Annotated in this window: 13 protein-coding genes and 1 tRNA gene; all 14 read right to left on the bottom strand. The window is 63.8% G+C overall.

What is annotated here, in order from left to right; all coding sequences use genetic code 11:
• The coding region (locus ACYVGE_RS09045) for a GTP-binding protein (protein WP_460729176.1) at positions 1–396 on the bottom strand (396 nt) is incomplete at its 3' end.
• Between the two features lie 70 nt (positions 397–466).
• On the bottom strand, positions 467–2,584 hold the full coding sequence (fusA, locus tag ACYVGE_RS09050) for an elongation factor G (RefSeq protein WP_457098170.1): 2,118 nt from the start codon (positions 2,582–2,584) through the stop codon (positions 467–469).
• Positions 2,585–2,734: 150 nt separating this feature from the next.
• The gene (rpsG, locus tag ACYVGE_RS09055) at positions 2,735–3,202 is read right to left on the bottom strand and encodes a 30S ribosomal protein S7 (RefSeq protein WP_310056336.1); all 468 of its coding nucleotides are present in this window, start codon (positions 3,200–3,202) and stop codon (positions 2,735–2,737) included.
• 71 nt (positions 3,203–3,273) lie between these two features.
• Complete coding sequence (gene rpsL, locus ACYVGE_RS09060; RefSeq protein WP_386750850.1) at positions 3,274–3,648, bottom strand: 30S ribosomal protein S12; 375 nt, start codon at positions 3,646–3,648, stop codon at positions 3,274–3,276.
• A gap of 318 nt (positions 3,649–3,966) precedes the next feature.
• A complete protein-coding gene (gene rpoC / locus ACYVGE_RS09065) occupies positions 3,967–8,187 on the bottom strand; it encodes a DNA-directed RNA polymerase subunit beta' (RefSeq protein WP_460729179.1) in 4,221 nt (1,406 codons plus the stop codon).
• A gap of 95 nt (positions 8,188–8,282) precedes the next feature.
• A complete protein-coding gene (gene rpoB, locus ACYVGE_RS09070) occupies positions 8,283–12,452 on the bottom strand; it encodes a DNA-directed RNA polymerase subunit beta (protein ID WP_457098171.1) in 4,170 nt (1,389 codons plus the stop codon).
• Positions 12,453–12,917: 465 nt separating this feature from the next.
• The gene (gene rplL / locus ACYVGE_RS09075) at positions 12,918–13,289 is read right to left on the bottom strand and encodes a 50S ribosomal protein L7/L12 (RefSeq protein WP_310056329.1); all 372 of its coding nucleotides are present in this window, start codon (positions 13,287–13,289) and stop codon (positions 12,918–12,920) included.
• A gap of 74 nt (positions 13,290–13,363) precedes the next feature.
• Positions 13,364–13,879, bottom strand: a complete 516-nt coding sequence (gene rplJ, locus ACYVGE_RS09080; protein WP_460729182.1) for a 50S ribosomal protein L10 — start codon at positions 13,877–13,879, stop codon at positions 13,364–13,366.
• Positions 13,880–14,219: 340 nt separating this feature from the next.
• A complete protein-coding gene (gene rplA, locus ACYVGE_RS09085) occupies positions 14,220–14,918 on the bottom strand; it encodes a 50S ribosomal protein L1 (protein ID WP_310056324.1) in 699 nt (232 codons plus the stop codon).
• Between the two features lie 3 nt (positions 14,919–14,921).
• Positions 14,922–15,350: a 50S ribosomal protein L11 gene (gene rplK / locus ACYVGE_RS09090; protein ID WP_310056322.1), complete on the bottom strand. Its 429-nt coding sequence runs from the start codon at positions 15,348–15,350 to the stop codon at positions 14,922–14,924.
• Between the two features lie 266 nt (positions 15,351–15,616).
• Positions 15,617–16,201 carry a transcription termination/antitermination protein NusG gene (gene nusG / locus ACYVGE_RS09095; RefSeq protein ID WP_430538025.1) on the bottom strand — a complete coding sequence of 195 codons (585 nt, stop codon included), beginning with the start codon at positions 16,199–16,201 and terminating at the stop codon, positions 15,617–15,619.
• 4 nt (positions 16,202–16,205) lie between these two features.
• Positions 16,206–16,586: a preprotein translocase subunit SecE gene (gene secE / locus ACYVGE_RS09100; protein WP_310056316.1), complete on the bottom strand. Its 381-nt coding sequence runs from the start codon at positions 16,584–16,586 to the stop codon at positions 16,206–16,208.
• Between the two features lie 84 nt (positions 16,587–16,670).
• A tRNA-Trp gene (locus ACYVGE_RS09105) sits at positions 16,671–16,746 on the bottom strand.
• Between the two features lie 112 nt (positions 16,747–16,858).
• Positions 16,859–17,069: EF-Tu C-terminal domain-related protein (locus tag ACYVGE_RS09110; protein WP_460729184.1), on the bottom strand; the 211-nt coding region annotated here is incomplete at its 5' end.

A 17,069-nucleotide genomic window follows, 5' to 3' on the forward strand; every position in this document is an offset into this window, starting at 1 on the left:
GACGATGTACGGCACGCCGACCTGGCGCGACAGCAGGATGTGCTCGCGCGTCTGCGGCATCGGGCCGTCCGCGGCCGAGCACACCAGGATCGCGCCGTCCATCTGCGCCGCACCGGTGATCATGTTCTTCACGTAGTCGGCGTGGCCCGGGCAGTCAACGTGCGCGTAGTGGCGGTTGGCCGATTCGTATTCCACGTGTGCGGTCGAGATCGTGATGCCGCGCGCCTTCTCTTCCGGCGCCGCGTCGATCGCGTCATAGGCCTTGAACTCGCCGCCGAAACGCTCCGCGCCCACCTTGGTCAGCGCTGCCGTCAGCGTGGTCTTGCCGTGGTCCACGTGGCCGATCGTGCCGACGTTTACGTGGGGCTTGGTGCGCTCGAACTTACCCTTAGCCATGGTATGTCTCTCTTTAAATTACGTATTGATTGAACTGGAAAGCTTGCTTCGAAATTCGATCGGAAACCGATCAGGCCTTCTTCATCACCGCTTCGGCGATGTTGTTCGGCGCTTCAGCGTAGTGATCGAACTCCATCGTGAACGTCGCACGGCCCTGCGTCAGCGAACGGATGGTGGTCGCGTAGCCGAACATTTCGCCCAGCGGCACCATCGCGTTGATCGTCTTGCCCGACGGCGTGTCGTCCTGGCCCTGGAGCAGGCCGCGACGGCGGCTCAGGTCGCCCATGACGTCGCCGACGTACTCTTCCGGCGTCACGACTTCGACCTTCATCATCGGCTCGAGCAGGACCGGATCGGCCTTGCGGAAGCCTTCCTTGAACGCCATCGACGCGGCGAGCTTGAACGCCATTTCCGATGAGTCGACGTCGTGGTACGAACCGAACACGAGCTTGGTCTTGACGCCCACGACCGGGAAGCCCGCGAGCGGACCGCTGGTGATGGTTTCGCGCAGGCCCTTCTCGACCGCCGGGATGAATTCCTTCGGAATGACGCCGCCGGTGATGTCGTTGATGAACAGGAAATCGTTCTCGACATCCGGATTCGCCTTGTCGGCATCGTTCATCGGCGACAGCTCGATCACGACGTGGCCGTACTGCCCCTTACCGCCCGACTGCTTGGCGTGCTTGTAGTCCGACTTGACGTCCGACTTGCGGATCGTCTCGCGGTAGGCCACCTGCGGCTTGCCGACGTTGGCTTCCACGTTGAACTCGCGACGCATGCGGTCGACGATGATGTCCAGGTGCAGCTCGCCCATGCCGGCGATGATGGTCTGGCCGGATTCCTCGTCGGTACGCACGCGGAACGAAGGATCTTCCTGCGCCAGGCGACCCAGCGCCATGCCCATCTTTTCCTGGTCCGACTTGGTCTTCGGCTCGACCGCCATCGAGATGACGGGCTCCGGGAAGATCATGCGCTCAAGGGTGATGATGTGGTCCTGCGCGCACAGCGTATCGCCGGTGGTCACGTCCTTCAGGCCCACGGCCGCGGCGATGTCGCCGGCGCGGACTTCCTTGATTTCAGCGCGCTCGTTGGCGTGCATCTGCAGGATGCGGCCCACGCGCTCCTTCTTCGACTTGACCGGGTTGTACACCTGGTCGCCGGAGTTGAGCGTGCCCGAGTAGACGCGGAAGAACGTCAGCGAACCCACGAACGGGTCGGTCATGATCTTGAACGCCAGCGCCGAGAACGGCGCCTTGTCGTCGGCGGTACGGGTGTCTTCCTTGTCGTTGTCGTCGATGCCCAGAACCGGCGGACGATCGGCAGGAGACGGCAGCAGGTTGATCACGCCGTCGAGCATGGCCTGCACGCCCTTGTTCTTGAACGCCGAGCCGCAGAACACCGGCACGATCTCGACCTTCAGCGTGCGCGCGCGCAGGCCGGCAATGATTTCGGCCTCGCTCAGTTCGCCTTCGTTGAGGTACTTGTCCATCAGCTCTTCGGTCGCTTCGGCGGCGGCTTCGATCATGAAGGCGCGCGCTTCCTCGGCCTTGGACTGCAGGTCGGCCGGGATGTCGCCGTATTCGAACTTGGTGCCCTGCGACGCGACGTCCCAATGGATCGCCTTCATCTTGAGCAGGTCGACCACGCCTTCGAAGCCGTCTTCGGCGCCGATCGGCACCTGCATCGGCACGGCATACGCGCCCAGGCGCGACTTCAGCTGTTCGACGACCTTGTCGAAGTTGGCGCCGGTGCGGTCCATCTTGTTGACGAACGCCATGCGCGGCACCGAGTACTTGTTGGCCTGGCGCCACACGGTCTCGGACTGCGGCTGCACGCCACCGACGGCGCACAGCACGAACACCGCGCCGTCGAGCACGCGCAGCGAACGCTCGACTTCGATGGTGAAGTCAACGTGGCCAGGGGTGTCGATGATGTTGAAGCGGTGCTGCGGCAGGGACTTGTCCATGCCGGTCCAGAACGCGGTCGTCGCAGCCGACGTGATGGTGATGCCGCGCTCCTGCTCCTGCTCCATCCAGTCCATGACGGCGGCACCTTCGTGCACTTCGCCGATCTTGTGGCTGACGCCGGTGTAGAAAAGGATGCGCTCAGACGTGGTGGTCTTGCCGGCATCGATGTGGGCCATGATGCCGAAGTTGCGGTAACGCTCGATGGGAGTGGTGCGGGCCACGGGTCACTCTCTTAAGTTTGCGATCTTTGAACTGCGATCTGCAGATGGCCAGATGCCGCCTCGGGGGCGGCGTCCGGTCTGCCGGGCGACATGACGTCGCCACGGCAGCAAGGCTGGTTCAGGTGGGCCGCGACGAACGCGGCGCCTGGATTACCAGCGGTAGTGGGCGAACGCCTTGTTCGCTTCCGCCATGCGGTGGGTTTCTTCGCGCTTCTTGATCGCGCCACCACGGTTCTCGGAAGCGTCCATCAGTTCAGCGGCCAGCTTGCGCGGCATGCTGTTTTCGCCACGCTTGCGGGCCGATTCGATCAGCCAGCGCATTGCCAGCGCCAGGCGGCGCGAGGAACGAACTTCGACCGGAACCTGGTAGGTCGCGCCACCGACGCGGCGGGACTTCACCTCGACCGCCGGGGACACGTTACCAAGGGCCTTTTCGATCAGCTCGACGGCATTGGGATTCTTTTCGCCGATCACGTCCATGGCGCCATAGACGATCTTTTCAGCGATCGACTTCTTGCCGCTCTGCATGACCATGTTGATGAAGCGCGCGATCGTCTCGCTGCCGTGCTTGGGATCGGGCAGGACCGAACGCTGCGGGGTGGAACCTTTACGCGACATGGTGCGTACCTTTTGCTAAATCTTTGACAAAGCCGGTGCGGATGCAGCGGCGCGGATCGTATGCCTGGAAATCAGGACTTCGGACGCTTGGCGCCGTACTTCGAACGGCTCTGGCGACGCTTGGTCACACCAGCGGCGTCGAGCGAACCGCGCACGGTGTGGTAACGCACACCCGGCAGGTCCTTGACGCGGCCGCCGCGGATCAGCACCACGGAGTGTTCCTGCAGGTTGTGGCCTTCGCCGCCGATGTACGAAATGACTTCGTAACCGTTGGTGAGGCGCACCTTGGCCACCTTGCGGAGCGCCGAGTTCGGCTTCTTCGGGGTGGTGGTGTACACGCGGGTGCAAACGCCACGACGCTGCGGGCAGTTCGCAAGCGCCGGCGAGGCGCTCTTGTAGGTTTCAGGGTTGCGCGGCTTGCGCACCAGCTGATTGATCGTCGCCATCTGTGACTCTTTGTTGAAGGCCGAGGCCTGCGGGTGAATCCCGGGAAAACGAACGGCAAGCCGGATGCAATCCGGCCCGCCGAGACGAAAAAGCATAGCTCGCGTTTGACCTTGTCGTCAACGCGAACTATTCGCCCCAAGCGCGACGCGGCTGCGCGCGCCCGGGAAACTCAGCGATCCCGCCCTGCCCTGGGCCCAACACGAGGCGCTCCGTGCGCCTCATTTGGTGATCTGGACGGATCCCACTCATTGAGCGGACCGTCGGAAAGCGGGCGATTCTACATCGAATCGCCCGCCTTGTGCAGCTTTGACGCGAAATTACGAAGCTTCGGCCTCGTCGCCCGTTACTTCGGCCGTCTCAGCCGGGGCTTCAGTGCTGCTACCCGTCAGGGTTTCCAGCTCGGAAGCCGTCAGGCCAGCGGCATTGCGACGGCGCTGTGTGTGATAGGCCAGACCGGTACCCGCCGGGATCAGGCGGCCGACGATCACGTTTTCCTTGAGGCCGCGCAGGCCGTCGCGGGTGCCGCGGACGGCAGCCTCGGTCAGCACGCGGGTGGTCTCCTGGAACGACGCTGCCGAGATGAACGACTCGGTGGCCAGCGAGGCCTTGGTGATGCCCAGCAGGACCGGGTCGGCCTTGGCCAGGATCTCGCCCTTGGACTGCAAACGGGCGTTCTCTTCGACCAGGCGCTGACGCTCGACCTGTTCACCGTTGAGGAACTTGCTGTCGCCAGCATCGGTGATCTCGGCCTTGCGCAGCATCTGGCGAACGATCACCTCGATGTGCTTGTCGTTGATCTTCACGCCCTGCAGGCGGTAGACGTCCTGGATTTCCTTGGTCAGGTACACGGCCAGCGGCTCCACGCCGAGCAGGCGCAGGATGTCCTGCGGGCTCGGCTCGCCGTCCACGACGGTCTCGCCCTTCTCCACGTGTTCGCCTTCGAACACGATGATCTGGCGGTACTTCGGGATCAGCTCTTCGTGCTCATCGCCGTCGATCGGCTTGATGATCAGGCGCTGCTTGCCCTTGGTGTCCTTGCCGAACGAGACGATGCCGGAGATCTCGGCGAGGATCGCCGGGTCCTTCGGCTTGCGCGCCTCGAACAGGTCGGCCACGCGCGGCAGACCACCGGTGATGTCGCGGGTCTTCGACGCTTCCTGCGGAATCTTCGCAACCACGTCACCCACGCCGACCGGAGCGCCGTCCTGCAGGTTGACGATCGAGCGCGGCGGCAGCATGTACTGCGCCGGCAGGTCGGTACCCGGGATCGACAGGTCCTTGCCGTTCTTGTCGACGATGCGGACGATCGGGCGCAGGTCCTTGCCCTGCGAGCCACGACGCTTCGGATCGGTGATCTCGCGCGAGGCCAGGCCGGTCAGTTCGTCGGTCTTCTCGATGACGGTGACGCCGTCGATGAAGTCGATGAAGCGGATGAAGCCGGCCACTTCCGAGACGATCGGGTGGTTATGCGGATCCCAGTTGGCGATCTGCTGGCCGGCCTTGATCTCGGCGCCGTCCTTGATCGCGATGGTCGCGCCGTACGGCAGCTTGTAACGCTCGCGCTCGCGGCCATGGCCGTCGAGCACGGACAGTTCACCCGAACGCGACACCGCCACGCGGTGGCCCTGGCTGTGTTCGACGAACTTGAGGTTGTTGTACTTCAGCGTACCGGTGGTCTTGACCGTCACGTTGTCGATGGCAGCCGCACGCGACGCCGCACCACCGATGTGGAACGTACGCATGGTCAGCTGGGTGCCCGGCTCGCCGATCGACTGCGCGGCGACGACGCCGACCGCTTCGCCGTGGTTGACCAGGTGGCCGCGGCCAAGGTCACGACCGTAGCAGTGCGAGCACACGCCGAACGAGGAGCGGCAGGTGATCGTCGAACGCACCTTGATCGACTGCACGCCGGCGTCTTCGAGCTTCTGCACCCAGGCTTCGTCGAGCAGGGTATTGCGGGTGACGATCGGATCCTCGTCGTTGCCCGGCAGGAACACGTCCTCGGCCACGACGCGGCCCAGCACGCGGTCACGCAGCGGCTCGACCACGTCGCCGCCTTCGACGATCGGGGTCATGGTCAGACCCTCGAGCGTGCCGCAGTCGGTTTCGGTGATCACGACGTCCTGGGCCACGTCGACGAGGCGACGGGTCAGGTAACCGGAGTTGGCGGTCTTCAGCGCGGTATCCGCGAGGCCCTTACGGGCACCGTGGGTCGAGATGAAGTACTGCAGGACGTTCAGGCCTTCGCGGAAGTTCGCGGTGATCGGCGTCTCGATGATCGAGCCGTCCGGCTTGGCCATCAGGCCGCGCATACCGGCGAGCTGGCGGATCTGCGCCTGCGAACCACGCGCACCCGAGTCGGCCATGATGTAGATCGAGTTCATCGACTTCTGCGGGACCGTTTCGCCCTTGGCGTTGGTCACCGAGTCGGTACCGATCGTGTCCATCATCGCCTTGGCGACGCGTTCATTGGTGCGCGACCAGATGTCGACGACCTTGTTGTAACGCTCGCCGGCGGTGACCAGGCCCGACTGGTACTGCTGCTGGATGTCGAGGACTTCCTTCTCGGCTTCGTCGAGGATGCCCACCTTTTCCGGCGGGATCTTCATGTCGTCGATGCCGATCGACACGCCTGCGCGGGTCGCGTAGGCGAAGCCGGTGTACATCAGCTGGTCGGCGAACACGACCGTATCCTTCAGGCCCAGCATGCGGTAGCACGAGTTGATCAGGCGGCTGATGTTCTTCTTGGTCAGCTCGACGTTGGCCAGCGCGAACGGCAGGCCGTCCGGCAGGATCTCGCGCAGGAGGGCGCGGCCGACGGTGGTGTCGACGATCGAGGTCTTCTTGGAACGGGAACCGTCCTCGGCGACCACGGTTTCGGTGATGCGGACCTTGCACTTGGCGTGCAGCTGCACGACGCGGTTGTCGTAGGCGCGCTTGACTTCGGCGACGTTCGCGAACGCCATGCCCTCGCCCGCCTTGTTCTCCAGGGCGCGGGTCATGTAGTACAGGCCAAGCACGACGTCCTGCGACGGCACGATGATCGGCTCGCCGTTCGCCGGCGACAGGATATTGTTCGACGCCATCATCAGCGCGCGCGCTTCCAGCTGGGCTTCCAGCGAGAGCGGCACGTGCACGGCCATCTGGTCACCGTCGAAGTCGGCGTTGAAGGCCGTACATACGAGCGGATGCAGCTGGATCGCCTTGCCTTCGATCAGCACCGGCTCGAACGCCTGGATGCCGAGGCGGTGCAGGGTCGGTGCGCGGTTGAGCAGGACCGGATGCTCGCGGATCACCTCTTCAAGGATGTCCCACACCTCGGCCTCTTCACGCTCGACCAGCTTCTTCGCCGCCTTGATGGTGGTGGCGAGACCACGACGCTGCAGCTTGGCGAAGATGAAGGGCTTGAACAGTTCCAGCGCCATCTTCTTCGGCAGGCCGCACTCGTGCAGGCGCAGGGTCGGGCCGACCACGATGACCGAACGGCCGGAGTAATCGACGCGCTTGCCGAGCAGGTTCTGGCGGAAGCGGCCCTGCTTGCCCTTGATCATGTCGGCGAGCGACTTGAGCGGGCGCTTGTTGGTGCCGGTGATGGCGCGGCCGCGACGGCCGTTGTCCATCAGTGCGTCGACCGATTCCTGCAGCATGCGCTTTTCATTGCGCACGATGATGTCAGGCGCATTGAGCTCGAGCAGGCGGCGCAGGCGGTTGTTGCGGTTGATGACGCGGCGGTACAGGTCGTTCAGGTCGGAGGTCGCGAAGCGGCCGCCGTCCAGCGGCACCAGCGGACGCAGGTCCGGCGGCAGCACTGGCAGCACGGTCATGACCATCCACTCCGGACGGTTGCCGGATTCGAGGAAGGCTTCGACCAGCTTGATGCGCTTGGTGAGGCGCTTGAGCTTGGTTTCCGAGCCGGTGGAGGCGATGTCTTCCTTCAGCTGGATCATTTCCGACTGCAGGTCGATCGTGCGCAGCAGGTCGTAGACCGCCTCGGCGCCCATTGCGGCCTCGAAGTCGTCGCCGTGCTCCTGGCGCGCCTGCATGTACTGCTCTTCATTGAGCAGCATGCCGCGTTCCATCGGGGTCAGGCCCGGCTCGGTCACCACGTAGGCTTCGAAGTACAGGATGCGCTCGATGTCACGCAGGGTCATGTCCAGCATCAGGCCGATGCGCGACGGCAGCGACTTGAGGAACCAGATGTGAGCGACCGGCGAAGCCAGGTCGATGTGACCCATGCGCTCGCGGCGCACCTTGGCCAGGGTGACCTCGGTGCCGCACTTTTCGCAGACCACGCCACGGTGCTTCATGCGCTTGTACTTTCCGCACAGGCATTCGTAGTCCTTGATCGGACCGAAGATGGCGGCGCAGAACAGGCCGTCACGTTCCGGCTTGAACGTGCGGTAGTTGATGGTTTCCGGCTTCTTGACTTCGCCGTAGGACCACGAACGGATCAGGTCCGGCGAAGCCAGCGCGATCTTGATCGCATCGAAGTCGATCGCGGGGCGCTGCTGGTTGAACAGATTGAGCAGGTCTTTCATTTCTTTTCTCCAATCGGAGGAATTCGTCGAGGGCTGTGGATCGCTGCATCAGTGGATCGGGAAGCGCGCGGTTCGCGGCGCTTCCCGTCCAGGGTTCAGGTCTCTTCCAGCTCCATGTTGATCGCGAGCGAGCGGATTTCCTTCACCAGCACGTTGAAGGATTCCGGCATGCCGGCCACCATCTCGTACTCGCCGTCGACGATGTTCTTGTACATCTGGTTGCGGCCCTGTACGTCGTCGGACTTCACCGTCAGCATTTCCTGCAGGGTGTAGGCCGCGCCGTAGGCTTCCAGCGCCCAGACTTCCATTTCGCCGAAACGCTGGCCGCCGAACTGCGCCTTGCCGCCCAGCGGCTGCTGGGTGACGAGCGAGTACGGACCAGTCGAACGGGCGTGCATCTTGTCGTCGACCAGGTGGTTCAGCTTCAGCATGTGCATGTAGCCGACCGTGACCGGACGTTCGAATGCCTCACCGGTACGACCATCGTGGAGGATGGTCTGGCCGCTGAGCGGCAGCTCGGCGAGTTCGAGCATCTTCTTGATCTCGAATTCGGCCGCGCCGTCGAACACCGGGGTCGCCATCGGCACGCCGTCGGTCAGGTTCTTCGCCAGCGTCAGCAGCTCCTCATCGGAGAACTGCTTCAGGTCGACGCGTTCCTCGTGCGTGGTGCGATCGTGGTTGTAGATCTCGTCCAGGAACTTGCGCAGATCGGCAACCTTGGCTTGCGCCTGCAGCATGCGGTCGATCTTCTGGCCCAGGCCCTTTGCAGCCCAGCCCAGGTGGACTTCCAGCACCTGGCCGATGTTCATACGCGAAGGCACGCCCAGCGGGTTCAGCACGATGTCGACGGTCTCGCCGTTCGCCATGTAGGGCATGTCTTCGACCGGGACGATCGTCGACACGACACCCTTGTTGCCGTGGCGGCCAGCCATCTTGTCGCCCGGCTGGATGCGGCGCTTCACGGCCAGGAACACCTTGACCATCTTCAGCACGCCCGGGGCGAGGTCGTCGCCCTGGGTGATCTTGCCGCGCTTGTCGGCGAAGCGCTTTTCGAATTCCTTCTCGTGCACTTCGATCTGCTTCTGCGCGCGCTCGATGGCCTCGATGGCCTCGTCGTCCTTCATGCGCAGGGTGAACCAGTCCTTCTTCGACAGGCTGTCCAGCACCAGCGAGGTGACGGTGTCGCCCTTCTTCAGGCCGGCGCCGCCATTGGCGACGCGCCCGATCAGCTGCGAACGCAGGCGATCGTAGATCGCGCCTTCGAGGATGCGGAACTGGTCGTCGAAGTCCTTCTTGACGCGCTTGATTTCGGACTCTTCGATCTGGCGCGCACGCTTGTCCTTCTCGATGCCGTCGCGGGTGAAGACCTGGACGTCGATGACGACGCCGTCCATGCCCGGCGGAACGCGCAGCGAGCTGTCCTTCACGTCGGACGCCTTCTCGCCGAAGATCGCGCGCAGCAGCTTCTCTTCCGGCGTGAGCTGGCTCTCGCCCTTCGGCGTGACCTTGCCGACGAGGATGTCGCCGGCGCGCACTTCCGCACCGATGTACACCACGCCCGACTCGTCGAGGCGGTTCAGGGCCTGCTCGGAGACGTTCGGGATGTCGGCGGAGATTTCTTCCGGCCCGAGCTTGGTGTCGCGCGCCTGGACGGTGAGTTCTTCGATGTGGATCGTGGTGTAACGATCCTCTTCGACCACGCGCTCGGAGAGCAGGATCGAGTCTTCGAAGTTGTAGCCGTTCCACGGCATGAACGCGATGAGCATGTTCTGGCCGAGCGCGAGCTCGCCGATGTCGGTCGAAGGACCGTCGGCCAGCACGTCGCCGCGCGCAACCACGTTGCCCACCTTCACCAACGGAGACTGGTTGATGCAGGTGTTCTGGTTGGAGCGCGTGTACTTGATCAGGTTGTAGATATCGACGCCGGCATCATGCTCGTCGGTGATCTCGCTCTCGTTGACCTTGACCACGATGCGGGCCGCGTCGATCTGCTCGATCACGCCGCCACGCAGTGCGTTCACGGTCACGCCCGAGTCGCGCGCCACGGCGCGCTCGATGCCGGTACCGACCAGCGGCTTCTGCGACTTCAGCGTCGGCACGGCCTGGCGCTGCATGTTCGCGCCCATCAGCGCGCGGTTGGCGTCGTCGTGCTCGAGGAAGGGCACCAGCGCGGCCGCGACCGACACGGTCTGCATCGGCGAGACGTCCATGAAGTGGATCTCGCTCGGCGGCTTGAGCATCGACTCGCCCGCGAAGCGGCAGTCGACGAACTGGGCGGTGATGTGGCCCTTCTCATCGCGCGGCGCGTTGGCCTGGGCGATGACGTACTCGTTTTCTTCGATCGCCGACAGGTACTCGATGTCGTCGGTCACGCGGCCTTCCACGACCTTGCGGTACGGCGTCTCGAGGAAGCCGTAACGGTTGGTGCGTGCGAACACGGCGAGCGAGTTGATCAGGCCGATGTTCGGGCCTTCCGGCGTCTCGATGGTGCAGACGCGACCGTAATGGGTCGGGTGCACGTCGCGCACTTCGAAGCCGGCGCGTTCGCGGGTCAGGCCGCCCGGGCCCAACGCCGAGACGCGACGCTTGTGCGTCACTTCCGACAGCGGGTTGTTCTGGTCCATGAACTGCGACAGCTGCGAGGAGCCGAAGAACTCCTTGATCGCGGCGGCCACCGGCTTGGCGTTGATCAGTTCCTGCGGGGTCAGGCCTTCGGACTCGGCCATCGACAGGCGTTCCTTCACGGCACGCTCGACACGGACCAGGCCCACGCGGAACACGTTCTCGGCCATTTCGCCGACCGAACGCACGCGACGGTTGCCCAGGTGGTCGATGTCGTCGACGGTGCCGCGACCGTTGCGGATCTCGGTCAGCACGCGGATCGCGTCGAGGATGTCGGACATGCCGCCGCAGGCTTCGCGCAGGCGCGCGGACTCTTCGTCCTTGCGTTCGGCAAAGTACTTGGCGTCATACAGCACCGACGCGCCAGTGACTTCCTTGCGGCCGAGGCGGCGGTTGAACTTCATCCGGCCCACGCCCGACAGGTCGTAGCGCTCGAAGGTGAAGAACAGGTTGTGGAACAGGTTCTGGGCGGCGTCCTTGGTCGGCGGTTCGCCCGGACGCATCATGCGGTAGATCTCGACCAGCGCTTCGAGCTGGGTCTTGCTGCCGTCGATGCGCAGGGTGTTCGACAGGTACGCGCCGCGATCGAGGTCGTTGACCCACAGCGTGCCAACGGCGGCAACGCCGGCCTTGCGGAACTTGGCCAGGTGGTCGTCGTTGATCTCGTCGTTTGCCAGCGCCAGCAGTTCACCGGTGTTGGGATCGACGACGTCCTGCGACAGGATGCGGCCGACGAGGTAGCTGTCCGGCACGGCGAGCGCGGCGATGCCCGAGGCTTCGAGCTGCTTGACGTGGCGCGCGGTGATGCGGCGTCCGGCTTCGACGATGACCTTGTCGCCATCGGCGAGGTCGAAGTCGAGCGTTTCGCCACGCAGGCGTTCCGGGACGAGTTCGAGCTGGACACCTTCCTTCGGATCGATGTGGAAGGTGTTGATCTCGAAGAACTCGCGCAGCATTTCTTCGTTGTTGTAACCGAGGGCGCGCAGCAGCACGGTCACCGGAAGCTTGCGGCGGCGATCGATACGGGTGAACAGCGCGTCCTTCGGGTCGAACTCGAAGTCCAGCCAGGAGCCGCGGTAAGGAATGATGCGGGCGCTGTACAGCAGCTTGCCCGACGAATGGGTCTTGCCGCGGTCGTGGTCGAAGAACACGCCCGGCGAACGGTGCAGCTGCGAGACGATGACGCGCTCGGTGCCGTTGACGATGAAGGTGCCGTTGTCGGTCATGAGCGGGATTTCGCCCATGTAGACCTCCTGCTCCTTCACGTACTTGATGGCCTTGGTCGACGACTCGCGATCGTAGATCACCAGGCGCACGGTCACGCGCAGCGGGGCGCCGTAGGAGAGGCCGCGGTTGCGGCATTCGCGCTCGTCGAACGGCGGCTCGCCGAGCTTGTAACCGACATATTCCAGCGCGGCATTGCCGCTGTAGCTGACGATCGGGAACACCGACTTCAGCGCCGCATGCAGGCCCTTGTCGTCGCGCTTGGCGGCGTCGACCTTTTCCTGCAGGAACTCACGGTAGGAATCGACCTGGATCGCGAGCAGGAACGGAACTTCGAGAATGGACCGGCGCTTGCCGAAGTTCTTGCGGATGCGCTTCTTTTCGGTGAACGAATAGTTCGTTTTGGAAGCTGTCGTCATGGGGAGCTACCGCCTCAGTTTTGGAGCCGGGAATCGCGAATCGCGAATCGGGAATCGTTTTTTGTCGTCCCGTTCACAGCCACGGATGGGCTGCTCTGGGATAACTGACAAAAGCAGGACCTTTGTCTTTTTGACGACTCTCTAATCTCGAATCACAAATCCCTGGGAAGAGATTTGAACTGTCAGTTGGAAGCCGCGGGTATTGCCGGCACCCGCACGCCCTCTACAGCTGCTTCCAACTACCAACTCGGTTGGTTTTCTGCCTCGCTCGTGGATCCCAGGCAGTCCGGATAGAGCGACGCGAAGTCCGGACTGCGTTTTGTTGCGTCCCGGGGCAGGCTTGGAACACACCTGACTCGGGTTTTGGTGCTGCTGTTTGCGCTACTTCAACAACGGCCAAAGGCCGGGGACTTTCGTCCCCAGCCTTCGGTGGTCGCCATGAGTAACCGGCGACGCAAGTACTGCTTACTTGACTTCGACGGTCGCGCCAGCGGCCTCGAGGTCCTTCTTCATCTTCGCGGCGTCGTCCTTCGACACGGCTTCCTTCACCATGCCGGTCGCTTCGACGAGATCCTTGGCTTCCTTCAGGCCCAGGCCGGTGATGGCGCGGACGGCCTTGATGACCTCGACCTTCTTCTCGCCGGCGGCCTTCAGGATGACATTGAACTCGGTCTGCTCTTCGACCGGGGCAGCGGCAGCGGCCGGGCCGGCGGCCATCATGACCGGGGCAGCGGCGGTGACGCCGAACTTCTCTTCGATGGCCTTGACCAGCTCCATCACTTCCATCAGGGTCTTCGAGGCAACTGCGTCGACGATCTGTTCGTTGGAAAGGGACATTTTATTTACCTCTGGAAATTGTTTATTCAGGATCGCGAGATCTTGCGAATCGGTTAGTGAGTCGCTTCGGCGAATCAGGCTTCGGCTGCGGCGGTTTCACCACCACCCTGCTTGTCGGCCACGGCCTTGACGGCGCGGGCGAACATCGAGGCCGGCTCGGCCAGGACGCGGGCCAGCATGGCCAGGGCCTGATCGCGGGTCGGCAGCGATGCCAGGACTTCGACGTGGCTGGCCGGATACACCTGGCCACCCACGGAGACGACCTTGGCCTGCAGCTTGTCGTTGCCCTTGGCGAATTCCTTGATCAGACGACCGGCAGCGCCGGGTTCCTCGGTCGAGAACGCGTACAGCAGCGGGCCGACGAGCTTGTCCTGGACAACCTCGAATTCGGTACCTGCCACGGCACGTGCGGCCAGCGTGTTCTTGACAACCTTCAGGAACACACCGGTTTCACGGGCCTTCTTGCGCATCGCGGTCATCTGACTGACCGTGGTGCCCGCGTACTCGGCTGCGACCAAGGAGTGGGCCTTGGCGGCGACGTCTGCCAGCTCGGCGACTACTTCTTGCTTCTGGGACAGATTGAGAGCCATTGCACTCCTCCATATTGAATTCCGCTCACGGCTCCTGCCGCTTGCGGTCCTGGGCGGCGCCTTCCCTGACGCCGGGGATGCTTGCGCATCCCGGTGGTGGCCCTTCCGGAATTTCCAGAGGGGGCTTCACCATCTACGCAGGCCTGCTCCTTACGAAGCCGGATTAAGCGATCCCGCTGGTGGCGACGGCGATTCCCTGCCAGTAACGAGCTCCCTGCCCGTCGTCGTCACGCGCTGACCGCGCCTGCGGTCTTTGACGGCGATCGCTGCAGACGGATGTCTTCGGCGATGCCCTCAAAAACGTTGCTGACGGCGCAAGCGCCGCCAGCCTTGAAACGAATTACTTGAGCGCCAGCGAGGCCTGGTCCACGGTCACGCCGGGGCCCATGGTCGAGCTGATCGCGATCTTCTGCAGGTACTGGCCCTTCGAGGTCGCCGGCTTGGCCTTGATCAGGTCATGCAGCAGCGCTTCGAGGTTGCCCTTCAGGTCGGCATCGTTGAACGAAGCCTTGCCGATGGTGCAGTGGATGATGCCGGCCTTGTCGGTGCGGTAACGGACCTGGCCGCCCTTGGCGTTCTTGACCGCTTCTGCCGGGTTCGGCGAGACGGTGCCGACCTTCGGGTTCGGCATCAGGCCGCGCGGGCCGAGCACCTGGCCGAGCTTGCCGACGACGCGCATGGCGTCCGGGGTGGCGATGACCACGTCGTAGTTCAGGTCGCCTGCCTGCATCTTGTCGGCCAGGTCGTCCATGCCGACGATGTCGGCGCCAGCAGCCAGGGCTTCATCAGCCTTGGCACCGGCCGGGGCGAACACGGCCACGCGCACGGTCTTGCCGGTGCCGGCGGGCAGCACGGTCGAACCGCGCACCTGCTGGTCGGACTTCTTCGCGTCCACGCCCAGGCGGACGGCGACGTCGACGGACTCGACGAACTTGGCCTTGGTCGAGGTCTTGATGATCTTGATGGCTTCGTCGAAGCCGTAGGCCTTGCCCGGAACCACTGCGGCCAGGATGGCCTTCTGTCGCTTGTTCATTGCCATGACTTAGCCCTCCACCACCAGACCCATGGAACGGGCCGAGCCCGCAATCGTCTTCACCGCCGCGTCCAGATCGGCCGCAGTCAGGTCGGCTTCCTTCGCCTTGGCGATGTCCTCGAGCTGCTTGCGGGTGACCTTGCCCACCTTTTCGGTGTTCGGGCGCTTGGAGCCGGACTGGATGCCGGCAGCCTTCTTCAGCAGCACCGAAGCCGGGGTCGACTTGGTGACGAAGGTGAAGGTACGGTCGGAATAGGCCGTGATGATGACCGGGGTCGGCAGACCCGGTTCGAGCTTGGAGGTCGCCGCGTTGAACGCTTTGCAGAACTCCATGATGTTCAGGCCGCGCTGACCGAGGGCAGGACCCACCGGCGGCGACGGGTTGGCCTGGCCGGCCTTGACCTGAAGCTTGATGTAACCAACTACTTTCTTAGCCATTTTGTTCTCTCCGGGTGCTAGCGCCTGTTGTTCAGGCTCCCCATCGGACCGGGAAAATCGCGTGTCCCGGCTTCACGTGTTGCAGGTTTTCCAGACGCCGACAGCCGCCAAAGCGGCGGCTGAGGTTCCTGAACGAGCTCGCGCCTTCGGCGGCGAGCCCGCGACTATAGCAGATTTTTTGGGGCCCGGGCTAACGCCCGCCGCCTGGCTTGGCTAGCCGCGGCGGCGGCCCGACCCGAGCCGCCAGCTCCCGGCGTACCGCAGCGCTACTTCGCCTTTTCGACCTGGCCAAACTCCAGCTCGACCGGGGTCGAGCGGCCGAAAATGAGCACCGCCACGCGCAGGCGGCTCTTGTCGTAGTTGATTTCCTCGACCACGCCATTGAAGTCGATGAACGGCCCATCGGTGACGCGGACCATCTCGCCCGGCTCGAACAGCACCTTGGGCTTGGGCTTTTCGACGCCTTCCTGCACACGCTGCAGGATCATGTCGGCCTCGGAATCCTTGATCGGCAGCGGACGGTCGGCGGTACCGCCGATGAAGCCCATGACCTTCGGGGTTTCCTTGATCAAGTGCCAGCTTTCATTGTCGATGCGCGGAATGCCGGCTTCGTCGTGCGTCGCGATCTGGACGAGGACATAGCCCGGGAAGAACTTCCGCTCGGAACGGCGCTTCTGGCCGGAACGCATTTCCACGACTTCTTCGGTCGGAACCAGGACGTCGCCGAAGCGGTCCTGCATCTCGGCGCGCACGATGCGGTCACGCAGCGCCTGCGCCACCGACTTCTCGAAGCCGGAATAGGCGTGGACGACGTACCAGCGCTTGTTGTTGCTGCCTTCGGACACCGACATCTCCTTAGCGTTCCAGAAGGAACTTGACCGCGGTCTGGATGAGCACATCGAAACCGGCCAGGATCAGGCTCAGGATGAGCACGGCGATCATCACCACCCAGGTCGTGCGCAGGGCTTCCTGACGGGTCGGCCATACGACCTTGCGCAGCTCGAAGCGGGATTCCGACAGGAATTCGCGAACCTGGGCGCCCTTGGCGGTGGTCAGGAATACGACCGCACCGGCCACCAGGCCACCGCACACGGCCAGTGCGCGCAGCACCGTCGCCCAGTCGGCGAACCAGTAGAACGCGAACACGCCCGCGGCAACGAGGGCGAGCGCCAGCACGTATTTGACGATGTCGCCGCCGGAAGCCGACGAGCCGGGTTGTTCGACCTTGCTGTTCATTCGGTCCATTGCGCGACCAAGGCCGCGTCACCTGATTGGATACCGGTCCTGAGACCGGCCGCGGAACGATCCGCATCTGAAACGTGGCACGCCAGGAGGGACTCGAACCCCCAACCTGCGGTTTTGGAGACCGCTGCTCTGCCAATTGAGCTACTGGCGTGTATTGCTTGAAACACTTTTGGGTCGCTTCCGAAAAAGGCAACGGCGGCTCGCGCCGCCACGCCTTGTTCGCATGTCAGTGCCGCGCGCCCGGCGCGCGGCACCAACGGGTCTTACTTGATGATCTTGGCCACCACGCCGGCGCCGACGGTACGACCGCCTTCGCGGATCGCGAAGCGCAGGCCGTCGTCCATCGCCACGGGGTGGATCAGCTCCACCACCATCTTGATGTTGTCGCCCGGCATGACCATTTCCACGCCTTCCGGCAGGGTCACGGCGCCCGTGATGTCGGTCGTGCGGAAGTAGAACTGCGGACGGTAGCCC

The sequence above is a fragment of the Lysobacter rhizosphaerae genome, assembly GCF_054779795.1.

What these genes read in the sequence shown, in the direction of transcription:
- rpsG (WP_310056336.1), bottom strand. Translation starts at nt 3,202, where the DNA reads ATGTCGCGTAAAGGTTCCACCCCGCAGCGTTCGGTCCTGCCCGATCCC.
- rpsL (WP_386750850.1), bottom strand. Translation starts at nt 3,648, where the DNA reads ATGGCGACGATCAATCAGCTGGTGCGCAAGCCGCGCAACCCTGAAACC.
- rpoC (WP_460729179.1), bottom strand. Translation starts at nt 8,187, where the DNA reads ATGAAAGACCTGCTCAATCTGTTCAACCAGCAGCGCCCCGCGATCGAC.
- rpoB (WP_457098171.1), bottom strand. Translation starts at nt 12,452, where the DNA reads ATGACGACAGCTTCCAAAACGAACTATTCGTTCACCGAAAAGAAGCGC.
- rplL (WP_310056329.1), bottom strand. Translation starts at nt 13,289, where the DNA reads ATGTCCCTTTCCAACGAACAGATCGTCGACGCAGTTGCCTCGAAGACC.
- rplJ (WP_460729182.1), bottom strand. Translation starts at nt 13,879, where the DNA reads ATGGCTCTCAATCTGTCCCAGAAGCAAGAAGTAGTCGCCGAGCTGGCA.
- rplA (WP_310056324.1), bottom strand. Translation starts at nt 14,918, where the DNA reads ATGGCAATGAACAAGCGACAGAAGGCCATCCTGGCCGCAGTGGTTCCG.
- rplK (WP_310056322.1), bottom strand. Translation starts at nt 15,350, where the DNA reads ATGGCTAAGAAAGTAGTTGGTTACATCAAGCTTCAGGTCAAGGCCGGC.
- nusG (WP_430538025.1), bottom strand. Translation starts at nt 16,201, where the DNA reads ATGTCGGTGTCCGAAGGCAGCAACAACAAGCGCTGGTACGTCGTCCAC.
- secE (WP_310056316.1), bottom strand. Translation starts at nt 16,586, where the DNA reads ATGAACAGCAAGGTCGAACAACCCGGCTCGTCGGCTTCCGGCGGCGAC.